This window comes from Sulfitobacter indolifex, from assembly GCF_022788655.1.
In the GTDB taxonomy this organism is placed as follows: domain Bacteria; phylum Pseudomonadota; class Alphaproteobacteria; order Rhodobacterales; family Rhodobacteraceae; genus Sulfitobacter; species Sulfitobacter indolifex.
The window spans coordinates 489,662-516,200 of record NZ_CP084951.1; the positions used below are offsets into that span (position 1 = coordinate 489,662).

Sequence of the window (26,539 nt, forward strand, 5' to 3'; positions counted from 1 at the left end):
CGCGGGGGTTTGAACATGGGTTTTGATGGGGCCAAGCTGGCGCTCTATCTCGGAGAGAAGTTGGCTGTGATCCTGCGCGATGACACGCCGGGGCTGCTATTTGCCGATCACTGGGATTTGCCCGGCGGTGGGCGCGAGGGGGCAGAGACCCCGCTCGCCTGCGCCCTGCGCGAATGCCGCGAAGCGCTAGGAATTGCGGTGCCCGAGCAGGCCGTGGTCTGGCAGGGCAGTTTTGATGAGGCCGGGCGCACCAAATGGTTCTTTGTTGCGCGGATGCCTGCGCAAGCGGAGGCAGAGATTGTTTTTGGCAATGAAGGTCAGCGCTGGAGGTTGATGGAGGAAGAGGAGTTTCTGAACCATCCTCGTGCCGTGCCTGCGTTTCAGGATCGACTTAGGGTCTATTTGGCGCAGTCTGCGACGGGCAACGCTAAGGTTTTGCGAGGGAAATAAAGGCCCCCCGCTTGCGTCAGCGGGGGGGAGGTGACGAACATCAGGAAGAACCAGTTCGTCGGGGAGTATCACCTGAGTTCAACATAACATGTTAGGGAGTCTCTGCCTAACATTCATGGTCTCAGCGTCGGTGCATCGCGACGCGCTGTGGTCGATTTGCTACAGATGGCGAAAAGCACGTTGTTAATATTCAGAAATTTCCTGCAGCACGGCGCGGGCGGCGGCGGCCGGGTCTTCTGCTTGCCAAATCGGGCGGCCTACCACGATATGATCTGCGCCATCTGCGATGGCCTGACCCGGTGTGGCAACGCGCTTTTGGTCGCCCAAAGCAGCGCCTTGCGGGCGCACGCCGGGGGTGACGATAAGCTTGCCCGTCGCTTCGGGTAACGCGCGGATCGCGGCGGCTTCTTGAGGGGAGGCGATGACACCATCCGCACCAGCATCCAGCGCGCGGCCTGCGCGGGTTAGCACCAGATCAGCCAGATCGCCCGGTTGGATCAGCGCGGCATCAAGGTCGGCACGGTCGAGCGACGTCAGGATCGTAACGGCAAGGATTTTCATATCAGTCCCTGCGGCACCCTGTTTCGCGGCGGCCACAACATGCGGGTCGCCATGCACGGTGAGGAAATCCAGATCGAATTGCGCCAGACCGCGCACCGCAGCTTCAACCGTGGCACCGATATCAAAGAGCTTCATATCAAGGAAAATGCGTTTGCCGTGCTCTTGCTTCAGCTCATTGGCCAAGGCCAGCCCGCCGCCGGTCAGCATGCCAAGGCCAATTTTATAAAAGCTCACCGCATCGCCGAGGGTCTGGGCCAGTTCCATCCCCGCGACCGCATGAGGAACATCAAGGGCGACAATCAGACGGTCATCAGACATGCGGGGGCTCCTGCCAATTTTCGGACGGCTTTGACCTACGCTGCAGGGCGCAGCAAGTCCATCATTCATTCAAAAGGGCGGGGCGCAAAAAAAGAGGCCCGAACACCGCATCGCGGGGTCCGGGCCCAGTGTTCAGAGACTTAGCAGGCAGGCACTGGTCTCTGGTGTGCGGATCGCCACATCGGGACAGATGAGGTGGCGGCAGGTCCGCGGGGCAGCCGCGCGGCAGGCAGGCGCCGCGCGGAAGAGGGTTAGGCTGCGTCGCGACCAGAGAGGTGCATGACCTCTTCCAGCCAGCGCAACGGGTCAAAGCTGCGGCGTCCGGCCCGCAGAGCGGGGACGTGGCGCAGAACTTCGGAACTTAGACCGCGTTTCTGAGCGTGGCGGCGGATTGCTTGACGGGAAAGCCCGTCAGCGGCATCGCTGTATGACATGGTGATCGGGGCTTCGATTGCGCAAGCGTATCGGCGCAGCTGCTCCCCGTCTTGGACGGTAACCAGCGCTTCGAAACACTGAGTGGCCGCGTTGTAGATGACATCGGTCAACTGGATAGGGCGCGTCTGCATCGTTTCACCTCTTGCGTTCGTTTGAACCCGGCAGGCTTTCTGTTCCTGCTCTCGTCTAATCAGTAAACGCAGCAAAGAGCCAAATGGTTTCATTATGGTGACAAGTTCTGTGGATAAGAATTAGATATACAATCTAAACAAGAGGTTAACATCGCAATTTCGGTCTCAATTTCGCCCCATTTCCGCCATATTGACGAAATTTCACTATTTAGGTGGCCGTCTCTCGGCGGTTTTTTGCGATATGTTGGTCTTGAATGGGCGGGTCCGCTTCCCAAATTAATACCGAGGCTCAGACAGATGTGCGCCGCTTATCGGGCACAGCATTTTGGAGCGCTTTTAGAAAAGGAGAGACCCATGGACTTGAGCAAGTTCACGGAGAGATCGCGCGGCTTTATTCAAGCAGCGCAGACCATTGCAACACGGGAAAGCCACCAACGGCTTGCGCCTGAACACGTCCTCAAGGCACTGCTAGACGATGACCAAGGGCTCGCGCGGAACCTTATTGCTGCATCGGGCGGCGATGGTGCGCGCGTGATGCAGGCGTTGGACCTGTCGCTTGGTAAAATCCCCAAAGTCACGGGCGACGCGGCACAGGTCTATCTGGACGGCATCACTGCAAAGGTGTTGGCCGAGGCTGAGGCCATGGCGAAGAAGGCGGGCGACAGCTTTGTCACTGTTGAGCGGATTCTGACTGCGCTTTGCTTGGTGAAATCCGGTGCGAAGACCGCGCTGGAAGCGGGTAAAGTGACCGCGCAGGGGCTGAACAGTGCCATCAATGACGTGCGCAAAGGCCGCAAGGCCGATAGCGCGACGGCGGAAGAGGGGTATGACGCGCTGAAGAAGTACAGCCTTGATCTGACTGAACGCGCCGAAGAGGGCAAGATTGACCCAATCATCGGCCGCGATGAGGAAATCCGCCGTACGATGCAGGTGTTGAGCCGCCGGACCAAGAACAACCCGGTGCTGATCGGTGAGCCTGGTGTGGGTAAGACTGCCATTGCCGAGGGCTTGGCGCTGCGGATCGTGCATGGTGATGTGCCTGAAAGCCTGCGCAACAAGCGGCTGCTCGCGCTCGACATGGGCGCGTTGATCGCTGGTGCGAAGTATCGTGGTGAGTTTGAAGAGCGTCTGAAGGCCGTGCTGACCGAGGTCACAGAAGCCGCGGGCGAGGTGATCCTGTTCATCGACGAGATGCATACGCTTGTAGGGGCCGGGAAAGCCGATGGCGCGATGGATGCGTCAAACCTATTGAAGCCGGCGCTGGCGCGGGGTGAGTTGCACTGTGTCGGGGCGACCACGCTCGATGAATACCGCAAATATGTAGAGAAAGACGCGGCTTTGGCTCGGCGGTTCCAGCCTGTCATGGTGCAAGAGCCGACGGTGGAAGACACCGTGTCGATCCTGCGCGGTATCAAAGAGAAGTATGAGTTGCACCACGGCGTGCGCATCACCGATACGGCGCTGGTTGCGGCAGCAACGCTCAGCCATCGCTACATCACCGACCGCTTTCTGCCCGACAAGGCAATCGACTTGATGGACGAGGCCGCCAGCCGTCTGCGCATGGAAGTGGACAGCAAGCCCGAAGAGTTGGACGCGCTGGATCGCCAGATCATGCAACTTCAGATCGAGGCTGAGGCGCTGAAGAAGGAAGACGACACCGCGTCGAAGGATCGGCTGGAAGCCCTTCAAAAGGATTTGAGTGATCTGCAGGACCGCAGCGCCGAGATGACAGCGCAGTGGCAGGCTGAGCGGGACAAGCTGGCTGGCGCGCGCGACATCAAGGAAAAGCTGGACCATGCCCGCGCCGATCTCGACATCGCTAAGCGCGAAGGCAATCTCGCGCGCGCGGGCGAGCTATCTTATGGCGTGATCCCGCAGTTGGAGCGCGACCTTGAGGAAGCCGAAGGCCGTGAGGACGACATGCTCGTCGAAGAGGCCGTGCGCCCGGATCAGATCGCCAGCGTGGTTGAGCGTTGGACAGGTATCCCCGCGGGCAAGATGCTGGAAGGCGAGCGTGACAAGCTGCTGCGCATGGAAGACCAGTTGCATGGCCGGGTGATCGGCCAGAGTGCTGCTGTGAAAGCGGTCGCCAATGCGGTGCGCCGTGCGCGGGCTGGGCTGAACGACGAAAACCGCCCGCTGGGCAGTTTCCTCTTTCTCGGGCCAACCGGCGTGGGCAAGACCGAACTGACCAAAGCGGTGGCCGAATTCCTCTTTGATGATGACAGCGCGATGGTGCGCATCGATATGTCCGAGTTCATGGAGAAACACTCGGTTGCCCGTCTGATCGGTGCCCCTCCGGGCTATGTCGGTTATGACGAGGGTGGTGTGTTGACCGAAGCGGTGCGGCGCCGGCCCTATCAGGTCGTGCTCTTCGATGAGGTCGAAAAGGCGCATCCGGATGTTTTCAACGTGCTGTTGCAGGTGCTTGATGACGGTGTGCTGACCGATGGTCAGGGCCGAACGGTCGATTTCAAGCAAACGCTGATCATCCTGACCTCGAACCTTGGCGCGCAGGCGCTGAGCCAATTGCCGGATGGCGGTGACATGGCTGGGGCCAAACGTGACGTGATGGACGCGGTGCGGGCGCATTTCCGGCCTGAGTTCCTCAACCGTCTGGATGAGACGATCATCTTTGACCGTCTGGGCCGCGACGACATGGACGGGATTGTGACGATCCAGATGGCACGGCTGCTCAAGCGGCTGGCGGGGCGGAAGATCACGCTTGATCTGGATGATGCTGCGCGGAAATGGCTCGCGGATGAGGGCTATGACCCGGTCTTCGGCGCGCGGCCTTTGAAGCGGGTGATCCAGCGCACCGTGCAGGATCCGCTGGCAGAGATGCTGCTGGCCGGTGATGTGAAGGACGGCGATACCGTCACCGTTCGCGCCGGTGCCGATGGGTTGATCATCGGCGATCAGGTGGCCGCGTCAAATCGGCCCAAGCCGGATGATGCCACGGTGCATTAAGCGTCGTAGAATGAAGAGAAGGGCCGGGTTTCTGGCCCTTTTCGCTTTAAGCTTAAGAACGCTCCGCCCGGTGGTATACCGGGCGTCGCCCTCCCTCCCCCCGGAGGGCGATTTTGCACGCTCACCTCGTGTCGGGCCGCCAGCGGGCTTCGCTGGACAAGCGCCAAGACTTGATGTCTCGACGCCCCCCAGGAAGGGCGATGCCCTCTGCTACTGGCCGATCGCTTCCTTTACGATCTCGTCCAGCAGGCTCTGCACTTCTTCCATCGCTCCTTCGGGGAAAGCGCGGTAGCCGACGGTCACCTCGTCACTCTCGGGCAGTTGCATGACGAAGATATCGTAGGGGCAAAAGCCGATGTTCATCACATCCGCTTCCATCACCTTGCGTGATAGCGCGGCAGAGCAAAAGCTAAACACCTCTGCCGCCTGAAACAGCACAACGTCAGAACCGACATCGGCGCGCGTGCGGTCCAGCATTTCACCCACATGGCTGACGCTCTCGGGGATCAGCCCTTGGTTCAGGATCGCATTCTCCACCCCAAAGGTCACATCGCCGAAGCTCTGATCGGTGGTATAGGTGACCATCTCATCCGCTTGCGCGGCGCTGGCCAACATTAGACCGGCAGCAAAAAGAAAACGGACCATGACGGCACTCCTTTATATAACGGCGCCTAACATTCCGGTGTGCTGACTGAAATCCCGTTGAAAGGATTTGGTGCAACTGGCAGCGGGCGCTAACTTCCCCTGAGTATAGTAGGGAGCGCTGAAATGGCCAATCGTTGGATTAATCGACTGACAGACAAAGACGTGACTGACGAGGCGCAGTACCTAAACCGGCGGCAGATTATGGGCGGCGCGATGGCCGGGCTTGGCCTTGCCGGGCTGGGGCAGGCTGCCAGCGCCCAAGAAGCGCTGACCCCTAATGATTACGAGGACATCACCCAATACAACAATTACTATGAGTTCGGCACCGGTAAGGGCGATCCGGTCAAATACGCGGGAAGCTTGACGACCACACCATGGACAGTGGCCATCGAAGGGATGGTCGACAAACCGGGCGATTACGCCTTCGAAGACATCATGAAGGCGATGACCATTGAGGAGCGCATCTATCGTCTGCGTTGTGTTGAGGCGTGGTCAATGGTGGTGCCGTGGAACGGGTTTGAGCTGGCCGACCTGCTCAACATGGCGGGGGTGCAATCAGGTGCCAAATACGTCGCCTTCGAGACCGCCTACCGCCCCGAGGAAATGCCCGGCCTTCGCTTTCCGGTGCTAGAGTGGCCCTATGTCGAAGGGTTGCGTTTGGATGAGGCGATGCATCCGCTGACGATCATGGCCACAGGTATCTATGGCAAGGACATCCCGAACCAAAACGGCGCGCCGTTGCGGTTGGTGGTGCCGTGGAAGTACGGATACAAATCTATTAAATCTGTGGTGCGCATTACTCTGACGGACAAGCAGCCGCCGACAAGTTGGAACAGGGCCGCGCCACGGGAATATGGTTTCTACAGCAACGTGAACCCCGACGTGAGCCATCCGCGCTGGTCGCAGGCGGACGAACGACCCCTCGGCGCGGGCCTCTTTGCCCGGCGCCAGCCGACGCTGATGTTCAACGGCTACGAAGAAGAGGTGGCAGGGCTCTATGAGGGCATGGATCTGACCGCGAATTTCTGATGGGCGACACACTATATATGCAGAGCCGTTTTGGGGGCCTTCGCGAAGGGGCTCTGCCGTTCTGGTTGGCAGCGCGATGACAGAGCTAATCGACACCCTAAACAGCCTTGCGCGCCGCCTCCCGGTATGGCCGGTCTACCTTATCTTGGCGCTGCCAATTCCATGGTTCTTTTACCAAGGGCTAAACGGCGGGTTGGGCCGCGACCCCGTCAAAGGGTTAGAGCACCTCTACGGCCTATGGGCGCTGCGCCTGCTGATCGCGGGTTTGATCATTACGCCCCTGCGCCGAGAGCTTGGGCTGAACCTGCTCCGCTTTCGCCGGGCCATTGGCGTTATGACCTTTATCTATGTACTGGCGCATTTGATGGTTTGGGCCGTCTTGGATGTGCAAACCCTGTCCCGCGTTTGGGCTGATATCTTGAAACGGCCTTATATTACGATCGGCATGGCGGGGTTCCTTTGCCTGGTTCCCTTGGCGGCTACCTCAAACAACTGGTCACTGCGCAAACTGGGCGCCCGGTGGCGAAAGCTACACCGCCTTACCTACGCAGCGGCCTTATTGGCGTCGCTTCATTTCATCTGGCTCGCAAAGGGCTTTCAACTAGAGCCGTTGGTCTATGCAGCCGTGATTCTAGCGCTTCTTGTCTATCGGTTGCCCCACAAACGTATCCGGCGGAGGTTTTTACCGGGATAAGTGATTCAGATTCGGCGGCGGAGCCGCTGATTCACGCCTCGGAATCGCTGCTTCGGACGCTTCGCCCTGTGGATAACTGGTTGCGTTAACATAACCCGCTGTCTTGTAGGTGCGGGAGGCGAGATTTGACCGATCTGAAATGCATCCAACATACTGTAATATAATGATTTCTTCATCGCTTTACAAAAACTGCACAAAACCGCAAAAAATGGGTTGCGGGTCTGGGCCACTAACCTTAGAACCCCCCATACCGGCGGCGCAGAGATGCACCAACGGGGCGCCAGACGGGGCGGACGGAAGCGGAGACGCGGAGGTTTGGTTCGGTAAGGCGGGAAAATTCGAGGTACTAGAGGCGGGGCGCGCCAAGAAGATAGGGCGCATCTCAGTTTCTTTTGTCTCAACGCTGTTTGAAAATTTGATATCTGAAGAGATATGTGGGCGGTTTGGTTCATTCGATGGATCAACGTCTGTATATCGCGCTCTTAGGGCTTATGTCCGATGATAGAGTGTCAGCTTCACTGTTTGGACGGCTTTCGACTACTTTGTAGTCTCAAGCACAACAAACAGAGAATGGCTTGTATCTTTCAGTAAGGGATACAGGTCGATGTGCAGAGGTTCGACGTCAAGGATATGATCGTAAGATCATTTCAACTTGAGAGTTTGATCCTGGCTCAGAACGAACGCTGGCGGCAGGCCTAACACATGCAAGTCGAGCGAGACCTTCGGGTCTAGCGGCGGACGGGTTAGTAACGCGTGGGAACGTACCCTTCTCTGCGGAATAGCCACTGGAAACGGTGAGTAATACCGCATACGCCCTTCGGGGGAAAGATTTATCGGAGAAGGATCGGCCCGCGTTAGATTAGATAGTTGGTGGGGTAATGGCCTACCAAGTCTACGATCTATAGCTGGTTTTAGAGGATGATCAGCAACACTGGGACTGAGACACGGCCCAGACTCCTACGGGAGGCAGCAGTGGGGAATCTTAGACAATGGGCGCAAGCCTGATCTAGCCATGCCGCGTGTGTGATGAAGGTCTTAGGATCGTAAAGCACTTTCGCCAGGGATGATAATGACAGTACCTGGTAAAGAAACCCCGGCTAACTCCGTGCCAGCAGCCGCGGTAATACGGAGGGGGTTAGCGTTGTTCGGAATTACTGGGCGTAAAGCGTACGTAGGCGGATCAGAAAGTAAGGGGTGAAATCCCAGGGCTCAACCCTGGAACTGCCTCTTAAACTCCTGGTCTTGAGTTCGAGAGAGGTGAGTGGAATTCCAAGTGTAGAGGTGAAATTCGTAGATATTTGGAGGAACACCAGTGGCGAAGGCGGCTCACTGGCTCGATACTGACGCTGAGGTACGAAAGTGTGGGGAGCAAACAGGATTAGATACCCTGGTAGTCCACACCGTAAACGATGAATGCCAGTCGTCGGGCAGTATACTGTTCGGTGACACACCTAACGGATTAAGCATTCCGCCTGGGGAGTACGGTCGCAAGATTAAAACTCAAAGGAATTGACGGGGGCCCGCACAAGCGGTGGAGCATGTGGTTTAATTCGAAGCAACGCGCAGAACCTTACCAACCCTTGACATCCTGTGCTAACCCGAGAGATCGGGCGTTCACTTCGGTGACGCAGTGACAGGTGCTGCATGGCTGTCGTCAGCTCGTGTCGTGAGATGTTCGGTTAAGTCCGGCAACGAGCGCAACCCACATCCTTAGTTGCCAGCAGTTCGGCTGGGCACTCTAAGGAAACTGCCCGTGATAAGCGGGAGGAAGGTGTGGATGACGTCAAGTCCTCATGGCCCTTACGGGTTGGGCTACACACGTGCTACAATGGCAGTGACAATGGGTTAATCCCCAAAAGCTGTCTCAGTTCGGATTGGGGTCTGCAACTCGACCCCATGAAGTCGGAATCGCTAGTAATCGTGGAACAGCATGCCACGGTGAATACGTTCCCGGGCCTTGTACACACCGCCCGTCACACCATGGGAGTTGGTTCTACCCGACGGCCGTGCGCCAACCTTTCGAGGAGGCAGCGGACCACGGTAGGATCAGCGACTGGGGTGAAGTCGTAACAAGGTAGCCGTAGGGGAACCTGCGGCTGGATCACCTCCTTTCTAAGGATGTTCCTAGCCAGATGAGCTTGCTCATCTCATGGAACACTTAGCAGGTCGGCATACAAAGCCGGCCATATTTAGAACCGAGCCGTCCTCATATCTCTTCAGAAAATAGGTCCTGCGCTGAACGCGTAGGTCTCAAAAGTTTGGGGCCTTAGCTCAGCTGGGAGAGCGCCTGATTTGCATTCAGGAGGTCAGGAGTTCGATCCTCCTAGGCTCCACCAAGCCTTTTGCAGAGCAAAAGGCGTCGCCCTGGCAGTCGTTGCGCAGCAACGATGAGAAGGGCAGGCCAGCCACAAACCAGGTCTTACTATCACACGCTGGCACAACTCGCACATTGCTTCGCAATATGCTGTTTGTGCGACGTGCGCGCCTCCGGCGCACACCGGGTCGGTAGCTCAGGTGGTTAGAGCGCACGCCTGATAAGCGTGAGGTCGGAGGTTCAAGTCCTCCTCGACCCACCATCCCCCATCGGATGGCACACGGAACATACCTTCAAGCACATACAGTGTGTTTGAACGTCTGTTTCGCAGACGAATTGACATCGTAAAGAGAGATACTAACAACATGTTTGATCGCCCCGCGTTAGGGGATGATCTCGGTTGCTGCCCTTCGGGGCCGGTGTTTGAATGGCTGTTTCCTCGGCCTATCAGGCATATCGCGACTGAAACGAATATGTTGTCCAAGTCAAGTACACTAACCAGAGCGATGACGCGGGCCTCCTGCACGGACGGTTCGCTATCTGCATCGCTCATTTGTCCAGACGCTAGTCTGGGCGGGTAAAAGTATGCTTTTGATACAGGATAAGAGGATCAGTTTCTTACCAGCTTCTGATCTTCGCGCGAGACGCTAAGTCTTGCTTTTTCTGGATCAAATCAAGCGCGAAAAGGGCGTTTGGTGAATGCCTTGGCAGTAAGAGGCGATGAAAGACGTGATACTCTGCGATAAGCCATGGGGAGCTGAGAATAAGCTTTGATCCATGGATTTCTGAATGGGGCAACCCACCTGATACTTTGTTATTACTGATCTTCGGATCAGCTAATAACTTGGTAAACCAGGTATTTTTAGGCTGAATATATAGGCTTAAAAAGGCAAACCCGGGGAACTGAAACATCTAAGTACCCGGAGGAAAGGAAATCAATATGATACTCCCCTAGTAGCGGCGAGCGAACGGGGACCAGCCGAGCCATGAGTGTGGTTAGAATGCGTTGGAATGCGCAACCAGAGTGGGTGATAGTCCCGTATAAGAAGCATGATTGGACGTATTAAGTAGGGCGGAACACGTGAAATTCTGTCTGAAGATCGGAGGACCACCTTCGAAGGCTAAGTACTCCTTACTGACCGATAGTGAAACAGTACCGTGAGGGAAAGGTGAAAAGCACCCCGACGAGGGGAGTGAAACAGTACCTGAAACCGAACGCCTACAATCAGTTGGAGGGACCTTGCGTCCTGACAGCGTACCTTTTGTATAATGGGTCATCGACTTGGTCTCACGAGCAAGCTTAAGCCGTTAGGTGTAGGCGTAGCGAAAGCGAGTCTTAATAGGGCGTTGAGTTCGTGGGATCAGACCCGAAACCGAGTGATCTAGGCATGGCCAGGTTGAAGATAAGGTAACACTTATTGGAGGACCGAACCCACATCTGTTGAAAAAGATCGGGATGAGCTGTGCCTAGGGGTGAAAGGCCAATCAAACTCGGAGATAGCTGGTTCTCTGCGAAATCTATTTAGGTAGAGCGTCGACCGAATACCACCGGGGGTAGAGCACTGGATGGGTAATGGGGCCCCACAGGCTTACTGATCCTAACCAAACTCCGAATACCGGTGAGTACTAGTCGGCAGACACACGGCGAATGCTAACGTCCGTCGTGAAGAGGGAAACAACCCTAACCTCCAGCTAAGGCCCCTAATTCATGGCTAAGTGGGAAAGCAGGTGAGACGACCAAAACAACCAGGAGGTTGGCTTAGAAGCAGCCATCCTTTAAAGATAGCGTAACAGCTCACTGGTCTAAATAAGTTGTCTTGCGGCGAAGATGTAACGGGGCTCAAGCCATGAGCCGAAGCTGAGGATGCATTTATTGCATGGTAGCAGAGCGTAGTGTGACATAGTTCCATGTGTCCTTATCATCCTTCGGGGTGAGTTGGACACAAGGAGCTTTCTGTGAAGCTGGCGCGTGAGCGATCCGGTGGAGAGATCACTAGTGAGAATGATGACATGAGTAGCGACAAAGAGTGTGAGAGACACTCTCGCCGAAAATCCAAGGGTTCCTGCTTAAAGCTAATCTGAGCAGGGTAAGCCGACCCCTAAGGCGAGGCCGAAAGGCGTAGTCGATGGGAACCAGGTTAATATTCCTGGGCCAGATGGAAGTGACGGATCTCGAGGGTAGTTCATCCTTATCGGATTGAATGGGCTGCTTAGAGGTCCCTGGAAATAGCTCCATCGCTAGATCGTACCCTAAACCGACACAGGTGGATAGGTAGAGAATACCAAGGCGCTTGAGAGAACTATGTTGAAGGAACTCGGCAAAATACCTCCGTAAGTTCGCGAGAAGGAGGCCCGGTTTCTAGGCAACTAGAGGCTGGGGGCACAAACCAGGGGGTGGCGACTGTTTATTAAAAACACAGGGCTCTGCGAAGTCGTAAGACGACGTATAGGGTCTGACGCCTGCCCGGTGCCTGAAGGTTAAAAGGAGGGGTGAGAGCTCTGAATTGAAGCCCAGGTAAACGGCGGCCGTAACTATAACGGTCCTAAGGTAGCGAAATTCCTTGTCGGGTAAGTTCCGACCTGCACGAATGGCGTAACGACTTCCCCGCTGTCTCCAACATAGACTCAGCGAAATTGAATTACCGGTCAAGATGCCGGTTACCCGCGGTTAGACGGAAAGACCCCGTGCACCTTTACTACAGCTTCACACTGGCATTAGGCCGAACATGTGCAGGATAGGTGGTGGGCTTTGAAACCGAGACGCCAGTCTCGGTGGAGCCTCCCTTGAGATACCACCCTTGTTCTGCTTGATGTCTAACCGCGGACCGTTATCCGGTTCCGGGACCCTGTGTGGCGGGTAGTTTGACTGGGGCGGTCGCCTCCTAAATCGTAACGGAGGCGCGCGAAGGTTGGCTCAGAGCGGTCGGAAATCGCTCGTTGAGTGCAATGGCAGAAGCCAGCCTGACTGCGAGACTGACAAGTCGAGCAGAGTCGAAAGACGGCCATAGTGATCCGGTGGTCCCAAGTGGGAGGGCCATCGCTCAACGGATAAAAGGTACGCCGGGGATAACAGGCTGATACTGCCCAAGAGTCCATATCGACGGCAGTGTTTGGCACCTCGATGTCGGCTCATCTCATCCTGGGGCTGGAGCAGGTCCCAAGGGTACGGCTGTTCGCCGTTTAAAGAGGTACGTGAGCTGGGTTTAGAACGTCGTGAGACAGTTCGGTCCCTATCTTCCGTGGGTGTAGGATACTTGAGAGGAGTTGCCCCTAGTACGAGAGGACCGGGGTGAACGATCCACTGGTGGACCAGTTGTTATGCCAATAGCAGTGCTGGGTAGCTATGATCGGACAGGATAACCGCTGAAGGCATCTAAGCGGGAAGCCCCCCTCAAAACAAGGTATCCCTGAGAGCCGAGGTAGACCACCTCGTCGATAGGCCAGAGATGTAAGCGTGGTAACACGTTCAGTTGACTGGTACTAATTGCTCGATAGGCTTGATTTGATCCAGTAGAAGCAAGACTTCAACTTATCAATCAAAAGCATACACATACAATCAGTTGTACTCGACTTGGAATTAACAACGCTTTGCGCATCAGCCCAAAGCGCGTGAGGAATTTATTTGGTTTGGTGATCATAGCGCGAGCAAAACACCTGGTCCCATCCCGAACCCAGCCGTTAAGTGCCGTAGCGCCGATGGTACTGCGTCTTAAGACGTGGGAGAGTAGGTCATCGCCAAACCTAATAAGTTCCTCACATCAGTATCTCTCAACGATGACACAAATACAAAACCGCCGCTGCAAAACACGCAGCGGCGGTTTTGCGTTTGGGGGGGTGGGTTCTTTTTGATCGCGATATGACGCCCGGTTACGCAGCCGGCGGCCTGCCATCCGCTTGACCCTGCCCAATATCGGTCAACTTTCCGTCTAATCTACGGCGCAAAGGCTCGGTAACTCTTTGGCAACTGCGTAGAGAGACTGAGATGAACAATTCACCGCAATCGAAAGCACCGGATTTAGATCCAGCGTCGCTGTCCGCGATCCGCAACCTCGTGGGGAGTGGTGGTGCGGCTGATGTTGTTAGATCGCCCAGAGACAATGAAGTAGAACCTTCAGGGGCGTCGCAGACATCTTTGGTCAAAACGCGCCCCTTAGGGCGCGGGGCATTTCCTGACTTGTCAAAGCCAGAGTCCGACAAAGCAAAATCTCGTAAACGTGCTGTATCGAAACTTCCCAATTGGCGTCCATCGCCGAGGATGATCACGCTCGCTGTGCTTGCCTTGCTGGTTGTTCTCCGCCCTTGGCTGGTGCTCGGTCTTATCCTTCTTATGGTGTTCATCACGCTTGGGGTGTTCCTGGCGCTTGGCTATGACGGATTTTGGCAACGTGCGATGGCGCTTGGACGCTGGTATGCCGGGCGTCGGCCAGAGCGGGCGGCGCGGATACACGCACGATTGGATGCTTTTGCGATGAGATGGGACGCCGTTCTTGACCGATTCCCGGAAGGGACGGTTGATGGGCTCTATCTGCCAGACTTTGGCGAAATGGCCGCAGCTGACTTGCGCCATGATGAAGCCCTTGACCGCCGCTTTGACAGTCTGCGCAACTCCGAAGCCTAGCCGCAGCGCGATGTAGTCTTGAAACTAGACGACGGACCCGTTACATCCGCCCAATCCGCTAATAGGGAAAGTAGTCATGGCCACCACCAATCCACTTCAGTTCATCCAGCAGGTTCGCACCGAAGTTGCCAAGGTTGTTTGGCCGACCAAGCGCGAAGTGATGCTGACCACTGTGATGGTCTTCATTCTCGCTGCCTTGACTGCGGTTTTCTTCGCAATTGTTGATATTTTGATCCGCGGCGGTTTGCAGCAGATCCTTGGGATGTTCGGCTAAGCATCGCCCGCTTGGGTGATTTTATGTTTACACCCTTGAAACCTGCGTCTGCGCGGGCTATTGCGCAGACCTGACCTGAAAAGGGGCGTGCGGCGATTCGAGTTGCGCGCCGATTTTTTGTTCAGATGTTGCGGGGCCATCGCCTCGTGTGATTTACGAATTTACATGCCGGGGCAGCCCGCATGGCAAGACAGGGACCAGAGTTCAGATGGCAAAACGGTGGTATTCGGTCAGTGTCCTGTCGAACTTCGAAAAGAAGATCGCCGAGCAGATCCGCGCATCCGTGGCTGAGCAGGAACTTGAAGACCAGATTGACGAAGTGCTGGTGCCCACCGAAGAGGTGATCGAGGTCCGGCGCGGCAAGAAGGTGACAACCGAGCGTCGCTTCATGCCCGGCTATGTGCTGGTGCATATGGAAATGTCCGACGCGGGCTACCACCTGATCAACTCGATCAACCGCGTCACCGGTTTCTTGGGCCCACAAGGCCGCCCGATGCCGATGCGCGATGCCGAAGTTCAGGCGATCTTGGGTCGTGTGCAGGAAGGCGAAGAAGCCCCACGCACGCTGATCCACTTCGAGATCGGCGAAAAGGTCAAGGTTGCCGACGGTCCGTTCGAGGATTTCGACGGCATGATCGAAGAGGTCGACGAGGACAACCAGCGCCTCAAGGTGTCGGTCTCGATCTTTGGCCGGGAAACCCCGGTCGAACTGGAATTCACGCAGGTCAACAAGCAGATCTGAGTGTGAGGCGGGGTTCGCCCCGCCATCCCGGTGCCTGAGGGTGTCGGTCATTGTGGGAGGCGAGGGCGCCGCGGCGCCCAATCCGGACCACGCAACGAAGATCCCGCGGGGCGCGCTCCAAGGGTGTTGAAAGGAGAATGGTCAGATGGCCAAGAAACTCGTCGGTACGATGAAGTTGCAAGTTAAAGCGGGTCAAGCAAACCCGTCCCCGCCCGTTGGTCCGGCTCTCGGTCAGCGCGGCATTAACATCATGGAATTCTGCAAGGCGTTCAACGCCAAGACTGCAGACCTGGAGCCGGGCGCCCCTTGCCCGACCGTGATCAGCTACTATCAGGACAAGTCCTTCACGATGGACATCAAGACGCCCCCGGCGTCCTACTACCTGAAAAAAGCGGCCAAGGTGAACTCTGGCGCGAAAACGCCTTCGCGTGAAACCGTTGGCACCGTGACCACCAAGCAGCTGCGCGAGATCGCAGAAGCAAAAGCCGCCGACCTGTCCGCGAACGACGTGGAAGCGGCGATGAAAATCATCCTGGGCTCCGCCCGGTCCATGGGCATCGAGGTGAAGTAAGATGGCAAAACTTGGTAAACGCACCCGCGCCGCCCGTGAAGCCTTTGCTGGCAAAGAAGAGATCACCGTTGAAGAAGCGGTAAGCCTCATCAAAGCAAACGCAAACGCGAAGTTTGACGAAACCATCGAGATCGCGATGAACCTCGGTGTTGACCCACGCCACGCAGACCAAATGGTTCGCGGTGTTGTCGGCCTGCCAAACGGCACCGGCAAAACCATGCGCGTTGCTGTCTTCGCCCGTGGCGCGAAAGCTGAAGAAGCCGAAAAGGCTGGCGCAGATATCGTTGGCGCAGAAGACCTGATGGAATCCGTGCAGTCCGGCAAGATCGACTTCGATCGTTGCATCGCGACACCTGACATGATGCCGATCGTTGGCCGTCTGGGTAAAGTGCTTGGCCCCCGCAACCTGATGCCGAACCCCAAGGTTGGCACCGTGACCATGGACGTTGCTGACGCCGTGAAAGCGGCTAAGGGCGGTGAAGTTCAGTTTAAAGCCGAAAAGGGCGGTGTCGTCCACGCAGGCATTGGCAAACTGTCCTTCGACGAAGCCAAGCTGGCCGAAAACATCCGTGCCTTTGTTGGCGCGGTGTCCAAAGCCAAGCCAGCCGGTGCCAAAGGCACATACATGAAAAAGATCAACCTGAGCTCCACAATGGGCCCAGGCGTGTCGGTCGCTGTTGAGAACGCAACCGCCGAGTGATCTAGTGGGGTGGGGCCAACCTCCCACCTTACGACCCGAATTTGGCGGCTTCGGCCGCCAGATACGCAAGGGCCAGAAGATCGGTCCTCGCGTCTGTCCGAGACGGAGGGTTTGGGCGTCAGCCTGAATAATTCCTTCCTGAGATGGGAAACCGGAAAAATTCTGCCTTCGGGCGGTTTTGGCCGGGACCCTGACATTGGACCCGAATGGGATGCAAAAGATCGCATCCTGAACTGAGCCGGGGGGCAACCCCCAAATTTGGAGTGAAACTGTGGATAGAGCACAAAAAGAACAGCTGGTCGACGAACTCGGCCAGATCTTTGAAAGCTCTGGCGTCGTTGTGGTTAGCCACTACGTCGGTTTGACAGTTGCCGAAATGCAGGACCTTCGGGCGCGCGCACGCGCAGCCGGTGGGGCCGTGCGTGTTGCCAAAAACAGGCTCGCCAAGATCGCCCTTGAGGGCAAGCCATGCGAAAGCATCGCTGACCTTCTGACGGGTATGACCGTTCTGACCTATTCTGAGGATCCTGTGGCCGCGGCCAAGGTTGCTCAGGAATTCTCCAAGGAAAACCCAAAGCTGGTGATCCTCGGTGGTTCCATGGGTGAGAACGCGTTGGACGCCGCTGGTGTCGAAGCCGTGTCGAAAATGCCTTCGCGGGAGGAGCTTATCTCCACCATCGCGGGCATGCTCGGCGCACCTGCTTCGAACATCGCCGGGGCCATTGGCGCACCTGCAAGCAACATCGCATCCATCTTGTCCACGATCGAGGACAAGGCGGCTGCGTAAGGCATATCGTCAAGCCGGCGCTCGGGTTGAACACGCGCGTTGGAACACACATATCGTAACGGAAAGAGCTAAACATGGCTGATCTGAAAAAACTGGCAGAAGACATCGTTGGTCTGACTCTGCTTGAAGCACAAGAACTGAAAACCATCCTGAAAGACGAGTACGGCATCGAGCCCGCCGCTGGCGGCGCAGTGATGATGGCTGGTCCTGCTGATGGCGGCGCTGCCGAAGAAGAAAAGACCGAATTCGACGTCGTTCTGAAGAACGCCGGCGCATCCAAGATCAACGTGATCAAGGAAGTCCGCGGCATCACAGGTCTCGGCCTGAAAGAAGCCAAAGACCTGGTCGAAGCCGGTGGCAAGATCAAAGAAGGCGTCGACAAAGCCGAAGCCGAAGAGATCAAAGGCAAGCTGGAAGCAGCTGGCGCCGAAGTCGAGCTGGCCTAAGCCAGAGGTGCGCGGCAACGTGCACCACGCATGAACAAGGGCTGGACGGGAGTTTTCCTGTCCAGCCTGACCTGTTTTGACGAATGTTCCGCCCGGCGGAGTATTTCTCTGGAGAGGTCCATGGTCGGAAGGGATGCGGTGGGACGCATTCCAAGAATTGACCCGGATTTTCCGCTCTTATGGGCGCGCACCACGGCCCCGGTGGTTGATGCGCTCGGCAAGAGACACGAAAGGTGACACGACACATGGCACAATCCTTCCTTGGCCAGAAACGTCTGCGTAAATATTACGGCAAAATCCGCGAAGTGCTGGAGATGCCGAACCTCATTGAGGTTCAGAAATCCTCTTACGATCTGTTCTTGAATTCCGGCGACGCCGAGACCCCCACCGATGGTGAAGGTATCACAGGCGTTTTCCAGTCGGTTTTCCCGATCAAAGATTTTAATGAGACCTCCGTGCTTGAGTACGTCAAGTACGAGCTGGAAAAGCCGAAATACGATGTTGAGGAATGTCAGCAGCGTGACATGACCTACAGCGCGCCCCTCAAGGTGACGCTGCGCCTCATCGTGTTTGATGTGGACGAAGACACCGGCGCGAAGTCGGTCAAAGACATCAAAGAGCAAGACGTGTTCATGGGCGACATGCCCTTGATGACGCCGAACGGCACCTTTGTCGTGAACGGCACCGAGCGTGTGATCGTATCCCAGATGCACCGTTCGCCGGGCGTGTTCTTTGACCACGACAAGGGCAAGACCCACTCTTCGGGCAAGCTCTTGTTCGCTTGCCGCATCATCCCATACCGCGGTTCCTGGCTGGACTTTGAGTTCGACGCCAAAGACAATGTCTATGCGCGCATCGACCGTCGCCGTAAGCTGCCTGTGACAACCTTGCTCTATGCCCTTGGGCTGGACCAAGAGGCGATCATGGACGCCTACTACAAAACCGTCACCTACAAGCTTGAGAAGAACAAGGGCTGGGTTGCACCCTTCTTCCCCGATCGTGTGCGCGGCACCCGTCCGACCTATGATCTGGTAGACGCGGACACCGGCGAAATCCTGTTCGAGGCAACCAAAAAGGTTACGCCTCGGGCCGTCAAAAAGCTGCTCGACGAAGGCAAGGTCAAAGACCTGCTGCTGCCCTTCGATCATATCGTTGGCAAATTTGTTGCGCGTGACATCATCAACGAAGAAACCGGCGCGATTTACGTCGAAGCCGGTGACGAGTTGACGCTGGAATACGACAAAGACGGCACGCTGATCGGTGGCACCGCGAAGGAGCTGATCGACGCGGGCATCACCGAGATTCCACTGTTGGACATCGATAACGTCAACGTCGGCCCCTACATGCGTAACACCATGGCGATGGACAAGAACATGAACCGCGACACCGCGCTCATGGACATCTACCGCGTCATGCGTCCGGGCGAGCCGCCCACCGTTGAGGCCGCTTCCGCGCTTTTCGACACGCTGTTCTTTGATAGCGAGCGTTACGACCTTTCGGCTGTTGGCCGCGTGAAGATGAACATGCGTCTGGCGCTTGAAAAGCCTGACACGCAGCGCACGCTGGACCGTGACGACATCGTTGCTTGTATCAAAGCGCTGGTTGACCTGCGCGATGGCCGTGGCGACATCGACGACATTGACCACCTCGGCAACCGTCGTGTGCGTTCGGTCGGCGAATTGATGGAAAACCAGTACCGTGTTGGCCTGCTGCGCATGGAGCGCGCGATCAAAGAGCGGATGTCCTCCGTCGAGATCGACACCGTGATGCCGCAAGACCTGATCAACGCCAAGCCGGCAGCGGCTGCGGTGCGTGAATTCTTCGGCTCTTCGCAGTTGTCGCAGTTCATGGACCAAACCAACCCGCTGTCCGAAGTGACGCACAAGCGTCGCCTCTCGGCGCTTGGACCCGGCGGTTTGACCCGCGAGCGTGCGGGCTTTGAAGTCCGCGACGTTCACCCGACCCACTATGGTCGGATGTGCCCGATTGAAACGCCGGAAGGTCCGAACATTGGTCTGATCAACTCGCTGGCCACTTTTGCCCGCGTGAACAAATACGGCTTCATCGAAACGCCTTACCGCGTTGTCAAAGACAGCATCGTCACCGACGAAGTGCACTACATGTCCGCGACCGAGGAAATGCGTCACACCGTGGCACAGGCGAACGCCAACCTCGACGAGAACATGAAGTTCGTGAACGAGATGGTCTCGACCCGTCAGTCCGGCGACTACACGCTGGCCCCGACGGAAAACGTGGACCTGATCGACGTTAGCCCCAAGCAGTTGGTCTCGGTCGCCGCATCGTTGATCCCCTTCTTGGAAAACGATGACGCCAACCGCGCTCTCATGGGCTCGAACATGCAACGTCAGGCCGTACCGCTTCTGCAAGCCGAAGCGCCGCTCGTCGGCACCGGCATCGAAGAAGTTGTGGCGCGCGATTCCGGGGCTGCCTATATGGCACGCCGCGCGGGTATCATCGACCAAGTCGATGCCAGCCGTATCGTGATCCGGGCCACCGAAGACCTTGAGTTGGGCGACGCGGGTGTGGACATCTACCGCATGCGCAAATTCCAGCGCTCGAACCAGAACACCTGCATCAACCAGCGTCCGCTGGTGAAAGTGGGCGAGAAGGTCACCAAAGGTCAGGTCATCGCTGATGGTCCGTCGACCGACATGGGGGAGCTGGCGCTCGGCAAGAACGTCGTCGTCGCCTTCATGCCGTGGAATGGCTACAACTACGAAGACTCCATCCTGATCTCCGAGCGGATTTCCCAAGACGACGTCTTCACCTCGATCCACATCGAGGAATTCGAAGTCGCCGCCCGTGACACGAAGCTTGGGCCAGAAGAAATCACCCGCGACATTCCCAACGTCGGCGAGGAAGCTCTGCGCAACCTCGACGAAGCCGGTATCGTGTATATCGGTGCGGACGTGGAGCCGGGCGACATCCTTGTGGGTAAGATCACACCGAAGGGCGAAAGCCCGATGACGCCAGAAGAAAAGCTTCTGCGTGCCATCTTTGGTGAGAAAGCCTCTGACGTGCGCGACACTTCGTTGCGTGTGAAGCCGGGCGATTTCGGCACTGTTGTCGAAGTGCGTGTCTTCAACCGTCACGGCGTTGAGAAAGACGAGCGTGCGCTGCAGATCGAGCGTGAGGAAGTCGAACGTCTGGCCCGTGACCGGGACGACGAGCTGGCGATCCTCGACCGCAACATCTACGCGCGTCTCAAGGATATGATCCTTGGCAAAATCGCCGTCAAAGGCCCGAAAGGCGTGAAGGCGAACAGCCAGATCACCGAGGAACTGCTGGAAACCCTGACCCGTGGTCAGTGGTGGCAGCTGGCTCTTGAGGACGAGGATGACGCGAAGATCGTCGAAGCCCTGAACGAGCAGTATGAGATCCAGAAACGGACCTTGGATGCACGTTTCGAGGATAAGGTCGAAAAAGTCCGTCGTGGTGACGATCTGCCCCCGGGTGTGATGAAGATGGTCAAAGTGTTCGTGGCGGTGAAGCGTAAGCTGCAGCCGGGCGATAAGATGGCCGGTCGTCACGGGAACAAGGGTGTAATCTCGAAAGTGGTGCCAATGGAGGACATGCCGTTCCTCGCCGATGGTACCCCGGTCGACTTCTGCCTTAACCCTCTGGGTGTTCCATCGCGGATGAACGTCGGTCAGATTCTTGAGACACACATGGGCTGGGCCGCACGCGGTCTGGGCATCAACATCGACGAGGCGCTGCAAGAGTATAAGCGCTCCGGCGATCTGACACCTGTGCGTGAAGCAATGCAGCTGGCTTACGGCGATGATGTCTACGAAGAGGGCATTACCGGCATGGACGAGGACACGCTTCTTGAAGTGGCCGACAACGTGCGCCGCGGCGTGCCAATCGCCACGCCGGTCTTTGACGGTGCCAAGGAAGCGGACGTGAACGACAGCCTCAAGCGGGCCGGGTTCGACACGTCTGGTCAGTCGGTGCTGTTCGATGGTCGTACAGGTGAGCAGTTTGCCCGCCCCGTGACCGTCGGCGTCAAGTACCTGCTCAAGCTGCACCACCTGGTGGACGACAAAATCCACGCACGTTCGACAGGGCCGTACTCGCTCGTCACACAGCAGCCGCTGGGTGGTAAGGCACAGTTCGGTGGCCAGCGCTTTGGTGAGATGGAAGTCTGGGCTCTCGAAGCTTACGGCGCCGCTTACACATTGCAGGAAATGCTGACCGTCAAGTCGGACGACGTCGCGGGCCGGACCAAGGTCTATGAAAGCATCGTTAAGGGCGAGGATAACTTCGAAGCGGGCATTCCAGAGAGCTTTAACGTTCTCGTCAAGGAAGTGCGCGGCCTCGGCCTGAATATGGAACTCCTGGATGCAGAGGAGGATGAGTGAGGCATAAACGGAATTTTCTGAAAATTCCTGGCCGTTTTCTTCTCAAGAGAACGGCGCCCCTCCCTCCCATCGCACCCCTTTCAAGGATCTGAAAATGAACCAGGAACTGACAAACAACCCGTTCAACCCGCTGACGCCGCAAAAAGCGTTTGACGAAATCAAGGTCTCTTTGGCCTCGCCCGAGCGGATCCTCAGCTGGTCCTTCGGCGAGATCAAAAAGCCGGAAACCATCAACTACCGTACGTTCAAGCCTGAGCGGGACGGCCTGTTCTGTGCGCGTATCTTTGGCCCGATCAAAGATTACGAATGTCTTTGCGGCAAATATAAGCGGATGAAGTATCGCGGCGTTGTCTGCGAGAAATGTGGTGTCGAAGTGACGCTGCAAAAGGTCCGTCGTGAGCGTATGGGCCACATCGAACTGGCCTCGCCAGTCGCGCACATCTGGTTCCTCAAGTCGCTGCCTTCGCGCATCGGCCTGATGCTGGACATGACCCTGCGTGATCTGGAACGCGTTCTCTACTTCGAGAACTACGTTGTGATCGAGCCGGGCCTGACAGACCTTCAGTACGGTCAGATGATGACCGAAGAAGAATACATGGACGCCCAAGACGCCTATGGCATGGACGCTTTCACCGCCAACATCGGTGCCGAAGCGATCCGCGAAATGCTGGCGGCGATTGATCTGGAATCCGAAGCTGAAACCCTGCGCGCCGACTTGAAAGAGGCGACAGGCGAGCTGAAGCCCAAGAAGATCATCAAGCGTCTGAAAGTGGTCGAGTCGTTCCTCGAGTCGGGTAACCGTCCCGAGTGGATGGTCATGACCGTGATCCCGGTGATCCCGCCAGAGCTGCGCCCGTTGGTGCCGCTGGATGGGGGCCGTTTTGCGACGTCTGACTTGAACGACCTGTACCGCCGCGTGATCAACCGGAACAACCGTCTGAAGCGTCTGATCGAACTGCGCGCGCCTGACATCATCGTCCGCAACGAAAAGCGGATGCTGCAGGAATCCGTCGATGCTCTGTTCGACAACGGCCGCCGTGGCCGCGTCATCACCGGTGCCAACAAGCGCCCGCTGAAGTCGCTCTCGGACATGCTGAAAGGTAAGCAGGGTCGCTTCCGTCAGAACCTTTTGGGCAAGCGCGTCGACTTCTCCGGTCGTTCGGTCATTGTGACTGGTCCGGAGCTCAAGCTGCACCAGTGTGGTCTGCCCAAGAAGATGGCGTTGGAGCTGTTCAAGCCCTTCATCTACTCGCGTCTGGAGGCCAAAGGTCTGTCCTCGACCGTGAAACAGGCGAAAAAGCTGGTCGAAAAAGAGCGTCCCGAGGTTTGGGATATTCTGGATGAGGTGATCCGCGAACACCCCGTCATGCTGAACCGCGCGCCGACACTTCACCGTCTTGGCATTCAGGCGTTTGAACCCGTGTTGATCGAAGGTAAAGCGATCCAGCTTCACCCGCTCGTCTGCTCGGCCTTTAACGCTGACTTCGACGGTGACCAGATGGCCGTTCACGTGCCGCTCTCGCTGGAAGCCCAGCTGGAAGCGCGTGTTCTGATGATGTCCACGAACAACGTTCTGTCGCCTGCAAACGGCGCACCGATCATCGTGCCATCGCAGGATATGATCTTGGGTCTGTACTACACGACCCTCGAGCGTAAAGGCATGGTTGGCGAAGGCATGGTCTTTGGGTCGGTTGATGAGGTGCAGCACGCCCTCGACGCCGGTGCAGTTCACCTGCACACCAAGATCAAAGCCCGGATCAAACAGATCGACGCCGAAGGCAACGAAGTGATGATGCGCTTCGACACGACCCCCGGTCGCGTACGCCTTGGCGCGCTTCTGCCGCTGAACGCCAAAGCACCGTTTGACCTGGTCAACCGTCTGCTGCGGAAGAAAGAAGTGCAGCAGGTCATCGACACCGTCTACCGTTATTGCGGTCAGAAAGAGTCGGTTATCTTCTGTGACCAGATCATGACGATGGGTTTCCGCGAAGCTTTCAAAGCGGGCATTTCCTTCGGCAAAGACGACATGCTGATCCCAGACTCCAAATGGCCGCTGGTTGAAGAGACCCGCGAGCAGGTGAAGGACTTTGAACAGCAGTACATGGACGGCCTGATCACTCAGGGCGAAAAGTACAACAAAGTCGTCGATGCTTGGTCGAAGTGTAACGACAAGGTCACCGACGCGATGATGGGCTCCATCTCGGCCATCACCTACCACGAGGATGGCTCCGAGAAAGAGCCGAACTCGGTCTACATGATGGCCCACTCCGGTGCGCGTGGCTCGGTCACGCAGATGAAACAGCTGGGCGGGATGCGCGGTCTGATGGCGAAGCCGAATGGCGACATCATCGAGACGCCGATCATCTCGAACTTTAAAGAAGGTCTGACCGTTCTTGAGTACTTCAACTCGACACACGGCGCCCGTAAGGGTCTGTCGGATACCGCTTTGAAAACAGCGAACTCCGGTTACCTGACACGCCGTCTGGTGGACGTGGCACAGGACTGCATCGTGCGTCAGCATGACTGTGGTACTGAGACTGCGATTACGGCTGAAGCAGCGGTTAACGACGGCGAAGTCGTCTCCTCGCTGGCCGAGCGTCTGCTGGGCCGTGTTGCGGCGGATGACATTCTGGCACCAGGCACCGAAGAAGTTATCGTGCCCGCCGGTGGTCTCATCGACGAACGCATGGCGGATGCGATTGATGCAGCGGCCGTTCAGGTTGCCCGTATCCGTAGCCCGCTGACATGTGAGGCCGAAGAAGGCGTCTGCGCGATGTGCTATGGTCGTGACCTCGCACGCGGTACGCTGGTCAACCAAGGTGAGGCCGTCGGCATCATCGCGGCCCAGTCGATTGGTGAACCGGGTACACAGCTGACGATGCGGACATTCCACATCGGCGGCGTTGCGCAGGGTGGCCAGCAGTCCTTCCAAGAGGCCAGCCAGTCCGGCAAAATCGTGTTCGAAAACGCTATGACGTTGGAAAACAGCTCGGGCGAGATCCTCGTCATGGGCCGGAACATGAAGCTGTCGATCGTTGACGAAAGCGGTGATGAGCGGTCCAGCCACAAGGTCGGTTACGGCACCAAGCTGTTCGTCAAGGATGGCGATACCATTGCACGCGGCGACAAGCTGTTTGAATGGGATCCCTACACCCTGCCGATCATCGCTGAAAAAGCGGGTATGACGAAGTACGTCGACCTCGTGTCGGGCATCGCTGTCAAAGACGACACCGATGATGCGACAGGCATGACCCAGAAGATCGTGATCGACTGGCGCGCGGCCCCAAAGGGCAACGAGCTTAAGCCTGAGATCATTCTGGTTGGTGACGATGGTGAGCCGGTCCGCAACGACGCGGGCAACCCGGTGACCTATCCGATGTCTGTGGATGCCGTTCTGTCCGTCGAGGATCAGACCGAAATCCAAGCGGGTGACATCATCGCGCGTATCCCGCGTGAAGGTGCCAAGACCAAGGACATTACCGGTGGTCTGCCGCGTGTGGCCGAACTCTTTGAGGCACGTCGCCCCAAAGACCACGCCATCATCGCGGAAATCGACGGCTATGTGCGCTTCGGCAAAGACTATAAGAACAAACGCCGCATCGCGATCGAAAGCTCGGATGATCCGGACGTGAAGGTTGAATACATGGTGCCCAAGGGGAAACACATCCCCGTTGCCGAAGGCGACTTCGTGCAGAAGGGTGACTACATCATGGACGGCAACCCCGCGCCCCACGACATTCTGGCGATCATGGGCGTCGAAGCCTTGGCCGAATACATGATTGACGAAGTGCAGGACGTTTACCGCCTGCAGGGTGTGAAGATTAACGACAAACACATCGAAGTCATTGTGCGTCAGATGCTGCAGAAGTGGGAAATCCAAGAAAGCGGCGACACCACGCTGCTTAAGGGTGAACACGTCGACAAGCAGGAATTCGATCAGGCCAACGAAAAGGCGCTGTCGAAGGGTGGCCGTCCTGCCAAGGGCGAACCGATCCTTCTGGGCATCACCAAGGCGTCGCTGCAAACCCGCAGCTTCATCTCTGCCGCGTCCTTCCAGGAAACAACGCGCGTGCTGACCGAAGCTTCGGTTCAGGGCAAGCGGGACAAACTGGTCGGTCTGAAAGAGAACGTCATCGTCGGCCGTCTGATCCCAGCGGGTACTGGTGGGGCGACCCAGCAGATGCGCAAAGTGGCGACAGACCGCGACAACGTCGTGATCGAAGCGCGCCGCGAAGAAGCCGAAGCCGCTGCCGCTCTGGCTGCGCCGACGCCTTCTGCCGAGGAAGACATCGTCGGTGGCGATGTGTTCAACACGCCGGTCGGTGACGACGAGAGCCGCGATTGATCGCAGGTTTAAGTTGAAAATCAAAAGCCCCCGCAGTGAAAACTGCGGGGGCTTTTTTGTGCCGCGCTACAATATCGAAAGCACAATGCCGGCAAGATGGCCCGGATAATGCCGCTGTAGCCTTACA

General features: G+C 57.1%; 16 protein-coding genes, 2 tRNA genes and 3 rRNA genes. 18 read left to right on the forward strand and 3 right to left on the reverse strand.

Features of this window, described 5'->3' with window-relative positions; translation table 11 throughout:
* Nucleotides 1–15 precede the first annotated feature (15 nt).
* On the forward strand, nt 16–450 hold the full coding sequence (locus DSM14862_RS02365) for an NUDIX hydrolase (RefSeq protein ID WP_007118807.1): 435 nt from the start codon (nt 16–18) through the stop codon (nt 448–450).
* Between the two features lie 183 nt (nt 451–633).
* Here the strand turns inward: DSM14862_RS02365 and pyrF are convergent, their stop codons facing one another.
* Together pyrF and DSM14862_RS02375 are read right to left on the reverse strand one after the other, a co-directional pair.
* Nucleotides 634–1,329, reverse strand: a complete 696-nt coding sequence (gene pyrF, locus DSM14862_RS02370; protein ID WP_007118808.1) for an orotidine-5'-phosphate decarboxylase — start codon at nt 1,327–1,329, stop codon at nt 634–636.
* Nucleotides 1,330–1,580: 251 nt separating this feature from the next.
* Nucleotides 1,581–1,895, reverse strand: a complete 315-nt coding sequence (locus tag DSM14862_RS02375; protein ID WP_007118809.1) for a hypothetical protein — start codon at nt 1,893–1,895, stop codon at nt 1,581–1,583.
* A gap of 354 nt (nt 1,896–2,249) precedes the next feature.
* Between DSM14862_RS02375 and clpB the strand changes: the two genes are divergently transcribed.
* Nucleotides 2,250–4,865, forward strand: a complete 2,616-nt coding sequence (clpB, locus tag DSM14862_RS02380) for an ATP-dependent chaperone ClpB (protein WP_007118810.1) — start codon at nt 2,250–2,252, stop codon at nt 4,863–4,865.
* Nucleotides 4,866–5,075: 210 nt separating this feature from the next.
* Here the strand turns inward: clpB and DSM14862_RS02385 are convergent, their stop codons facing one another.
* Nucleotides 5,076–5,510 carry a hypothetical protein gene (locus tag DSM14862_RS02385; RefSeq protein WP_007118811.1) on the reverse strand — a complete coding sequence of 145 codons (435 nt, stop codon included), beginning with the start codon at nt 5,508–5,510 and terminating at the stop codon, nt 5,076–5,078.
* Nucleotides 5,511–5,633: 123 nt separating this feature from the next.
* Between DSM14862_RS02385 and msrP the strand changes: the two genes are divergently transcribed.
* From msrP to rpoC, 16 genes are all read left to right on the forward strand, one after another.
* Complete coding sequence (msrP, locus tag DSM14862_RS02390) at nt 5,634–6,539, forward strand: protein-methionine-sulfoxide reductase catalytic subunit MsrP (protein WP_007118812.1); 906 nt, start codon at nt 5,634–5,636, stop codon at nt 6,537–6,539.
* A gap of 76 nt (nt 6,540–6,615) precedes the next feature.
* The gene (gene msrQ / locus DSM14862_RS02395; RefSeq protein ID WP_007118813.1) at nt 6,616–7,233 is read left to right on the forward strand and encodes a protein-methionine-sulfoxide reductase heme-binding subunit MsrQ; all 618 of its coding nucleotides are present in this window, start codon (nt 6,616–6,618) and stop codon (nt 7,231–7,233) included.
* Nucleotides 7,234–7,881: 648 nt separating this feature from the next.
* Nucleotides 7,882–9,345, forward strand: a 16S ribosomal RNA gene (locus DSM14862_RS02400).
* 148 nt (nt 9,346–9,493) lie between these two features.
* A tRNA-Ala gene (locus tag DSM14862_RS02405) sits at nt 9,494–9,569 on the forward strand.
* Between the two features lie 163 nt (nt 9,570–9,732).
* Nucleotides 9,733–9,809, forward strand: a tRNA-Ile gene (locus DSM14862_RS02410).
* A gap of 409 nt (nt 9,810–10,218) precedes the next feature.
* Nucleotides 10,219–13,052 (forward strand): 23S ribosomal RNA (locus tag DSM14862_RS02415).
* Nucleotides 13,053–13,173: 121 nt separating this feature from the next.
* A 5S ribosomal RNA gene (rrf, locus tag DSM14862_RS02420) occupies nt 13,174–13,288 on the forward strand.
* The 16S, 23S and 5S rRNA genes sit together here with 2 tRNA genes alongside, the layout of an rRNA operon.
* A gap of 241 nt (nt 13,289–13,529) precedes the next feature.
* Entirely contained in the window at nt 13,530–14,165 is a 636-nt protein-coding gene (locus DSM14862_RS02425; protein WP_131541667.1) for a hypothetical protein, read from the forward strand.
* A gap of 76 nt (nt 14,166–14,241) precedes the next feature.
* On the forward strand, nt 14,242–14,439 hold the full coding sequence (gene secE, locus DSM14862_RS02430) for a preprotein translocase subunit SecE (RefSeq protein ID WP_007118815.1): 198 nt from the start codon (nt 14,242–14,244) through the stop codon (nt 14,437–14,439).
* A 208-nt stretch (nt 14,440–14,647) separates the two neighbouring features.
* A complete protein-coding gene (nusG, locus tag DSM14862_RS02435) occupies nt 14,648–15,181 on the forward strand; it encodes a transcription termination/antitermination protein NusG (RefSeq protein ID WP_007118816.1) in 534 nt (177 codons plus the stop codon).
* A 145-nt stretch (nt 15,182–15,326) separates the two neighbouring features.
* Nucleotides 15,327–15,752, forward strand: coding sequence for a 50S ribosomal protein L11 (gene rplK, locus DSM14862_RS02440; RefSeq protein ID WP_007118817.1), 426 nt, complete (start codon nt 15,327–15,329; stop codon nt 15,750–15,752).
* Between the two features lies 1 nt (nt 15,753).
* Nucleotides 15,754–16,452, forward strand: coding sequence for a 50S ribosomal protein L1 (gene rplA / locus DSM14862_RS02445; protein WP_007118818.1), 699 nt, complete (start codon nt 15,754–15,756; stop codon nt 16,450–16,452).
* Nucleotides 16,453–16,723: 271 nt separating this feature from the next.
* Nucleotides 16,724–17,239 carry a 50S ribosomal protein L10 gene (gene rplJ, locus DSM14862_RS02450; protein WP_007118819.1) on the forward strand — a complete coding sequence of 172 codons (516 nt, stop codon included), beginning with the start codon at nt 16,724–16,726 and terminating at the stop codon, nt 17,237–17,239.
* A 74-nt stretch (nt 17,240–17,313) separates the two neighbouring features.
* The gene (gene rplL, locus DSM14862_RS02455) at nt 17,314–17,685 is read left to right on the forward strand and encodes a 50S ribosomal protein L7/L12 (RefSeq protein WP_007118820.1); all 372 of its coding nucleotides are present in this window, start codon (nt 17,314–17,316) and stop codon (nt 17,683–17,685) included.
* Between the two features lie 245 nt (nt 17,686–17,930).
* The gene (rpoB, locus tag DSM14862_RS02460) at nt 17,931–22,067 is read left to right on the forward strand and encodes a DNA-directed RNA polymerase subunit beta (protein WP_007118821.1); all 4,137 of its coding nucleotides are present in this window, start codon (nt 17,931–17,933) and stop codon (nt 22,065–22,067) included.
* A gap of 94 nt (nt 22,068–22,161) precedes the next feature.
* A complete protein-coding gene (gene rpoC, locus DSM14862_RS02465) occupies nt 22,162–26,412 on the forward strand; it encodes a DNA-directed RNA polymerase subunit beta' (protein ID WP_007118822.1) in 4,251 nt (1,416 codons plus the stop codon).
* Nucleotides 26,413–26,539: the final 127 nt, after the last annotated feature.

Bases quoted from the DNA above. Each gene is read 5' to 3' on its own strand.
- rplL (WP_007118820.1), top strand. From the start codon at position 17,314: ATGGCTGATCTGAAAAAACTGGCAGAAGACATCGTTGGTCTGACTCTG.
- msrP (WP_007118812.1), top strand. From the start codon at position 5,634: ATGGCCAATCGTTGGATTAATCGACTGACAGACAAAGACGTGACTGAC.
- DSM14862_RS02375 (WP_007118809.1), bottom strand. From the start codon at position 1,895: ATGCAGACGCGCCCTATCCAGTTGACCGATGTCATCTACAACGCGGCC.
- rpoC (WP_007118822.1), top strand. From the start codon at position 22,162: ATGAACCAGGAACTGACAAACAACCCGTTCAACCCGCTGACGCCGCAA.
- secE (WP_007118815.1), top strand. From the start codon at position 14,242: ATGGCCACCACCAATCCACTTCAGTTCATCCAGCAGGTTCGCACCGAA.
- rpoB (WP_007118821.1), top strand. From the start codon at position 17,931: ATGGCACAATCCTTCCTTGGCCAGAAACGTCTGCGTAAATATTACGGC.
- DSM14862_RS02385 (WP_007118811.1), bottom strand. From the start codon at position 5,510: ATGGTCCGTTTTCTTTTTGCTGCCGGTCTAATGTTGGCCAGCGCCGCG.
- nusG (WP_007118816.1), top strand. From the start codon at position 14,648: ATGGCAAAACGGTGGTATTCGGTCAGTGTCCTGTCGAACTTCGAAAAG.
- rplA (WP_007118818.1), top strand. From the start codon at position 15,754: ATGGCAAAACTTGGTAAACGCACCCGCGCCGCCCGTGAAGCCTTTGCT.
- msrQ (WP_007118813.1), top strand. From the start codon at position 6,616: ATGACAGAGCTAATCGACACCCTAAACAGCCTTGCGCGCCGCCTCCCG.
- clpB (WP_007118810.1), top strand. From the start codon at position 2,250: ATGGACTTGAGCAAGTTCACGGAGAGATCGCGCGGCTTTATTCAAGCA.
- DSM14862_RS02425 (WP_131541667.1), top strand. From the start codon at position 13,530: ATGAACAATTCACCGCAATCGAAAGCACCGGATTTAGATCCAGCGTCG.
- rplK (WP_007118817.1), top strand. From the start codon at position 15,327: ATGGCCAAGAAACTCGTCGGTACGATGAAGTTGCAAGTTAAAGCGGGT.
- pyrF (WP_007118808.1), bottom strand. From the start codon at position 1,329: ATGTCTGATGACCGTCTGATTGTCGCCCTTGATGTTCCTCATGCGGTC.
- DSM14862_RS02365 (WP_007118807.1), top strand. From the start codon at position 16: ATGGGTTTTGATGGGGCCAAGCTGGCGCTCTATCTCGGAGAGAAGTTG.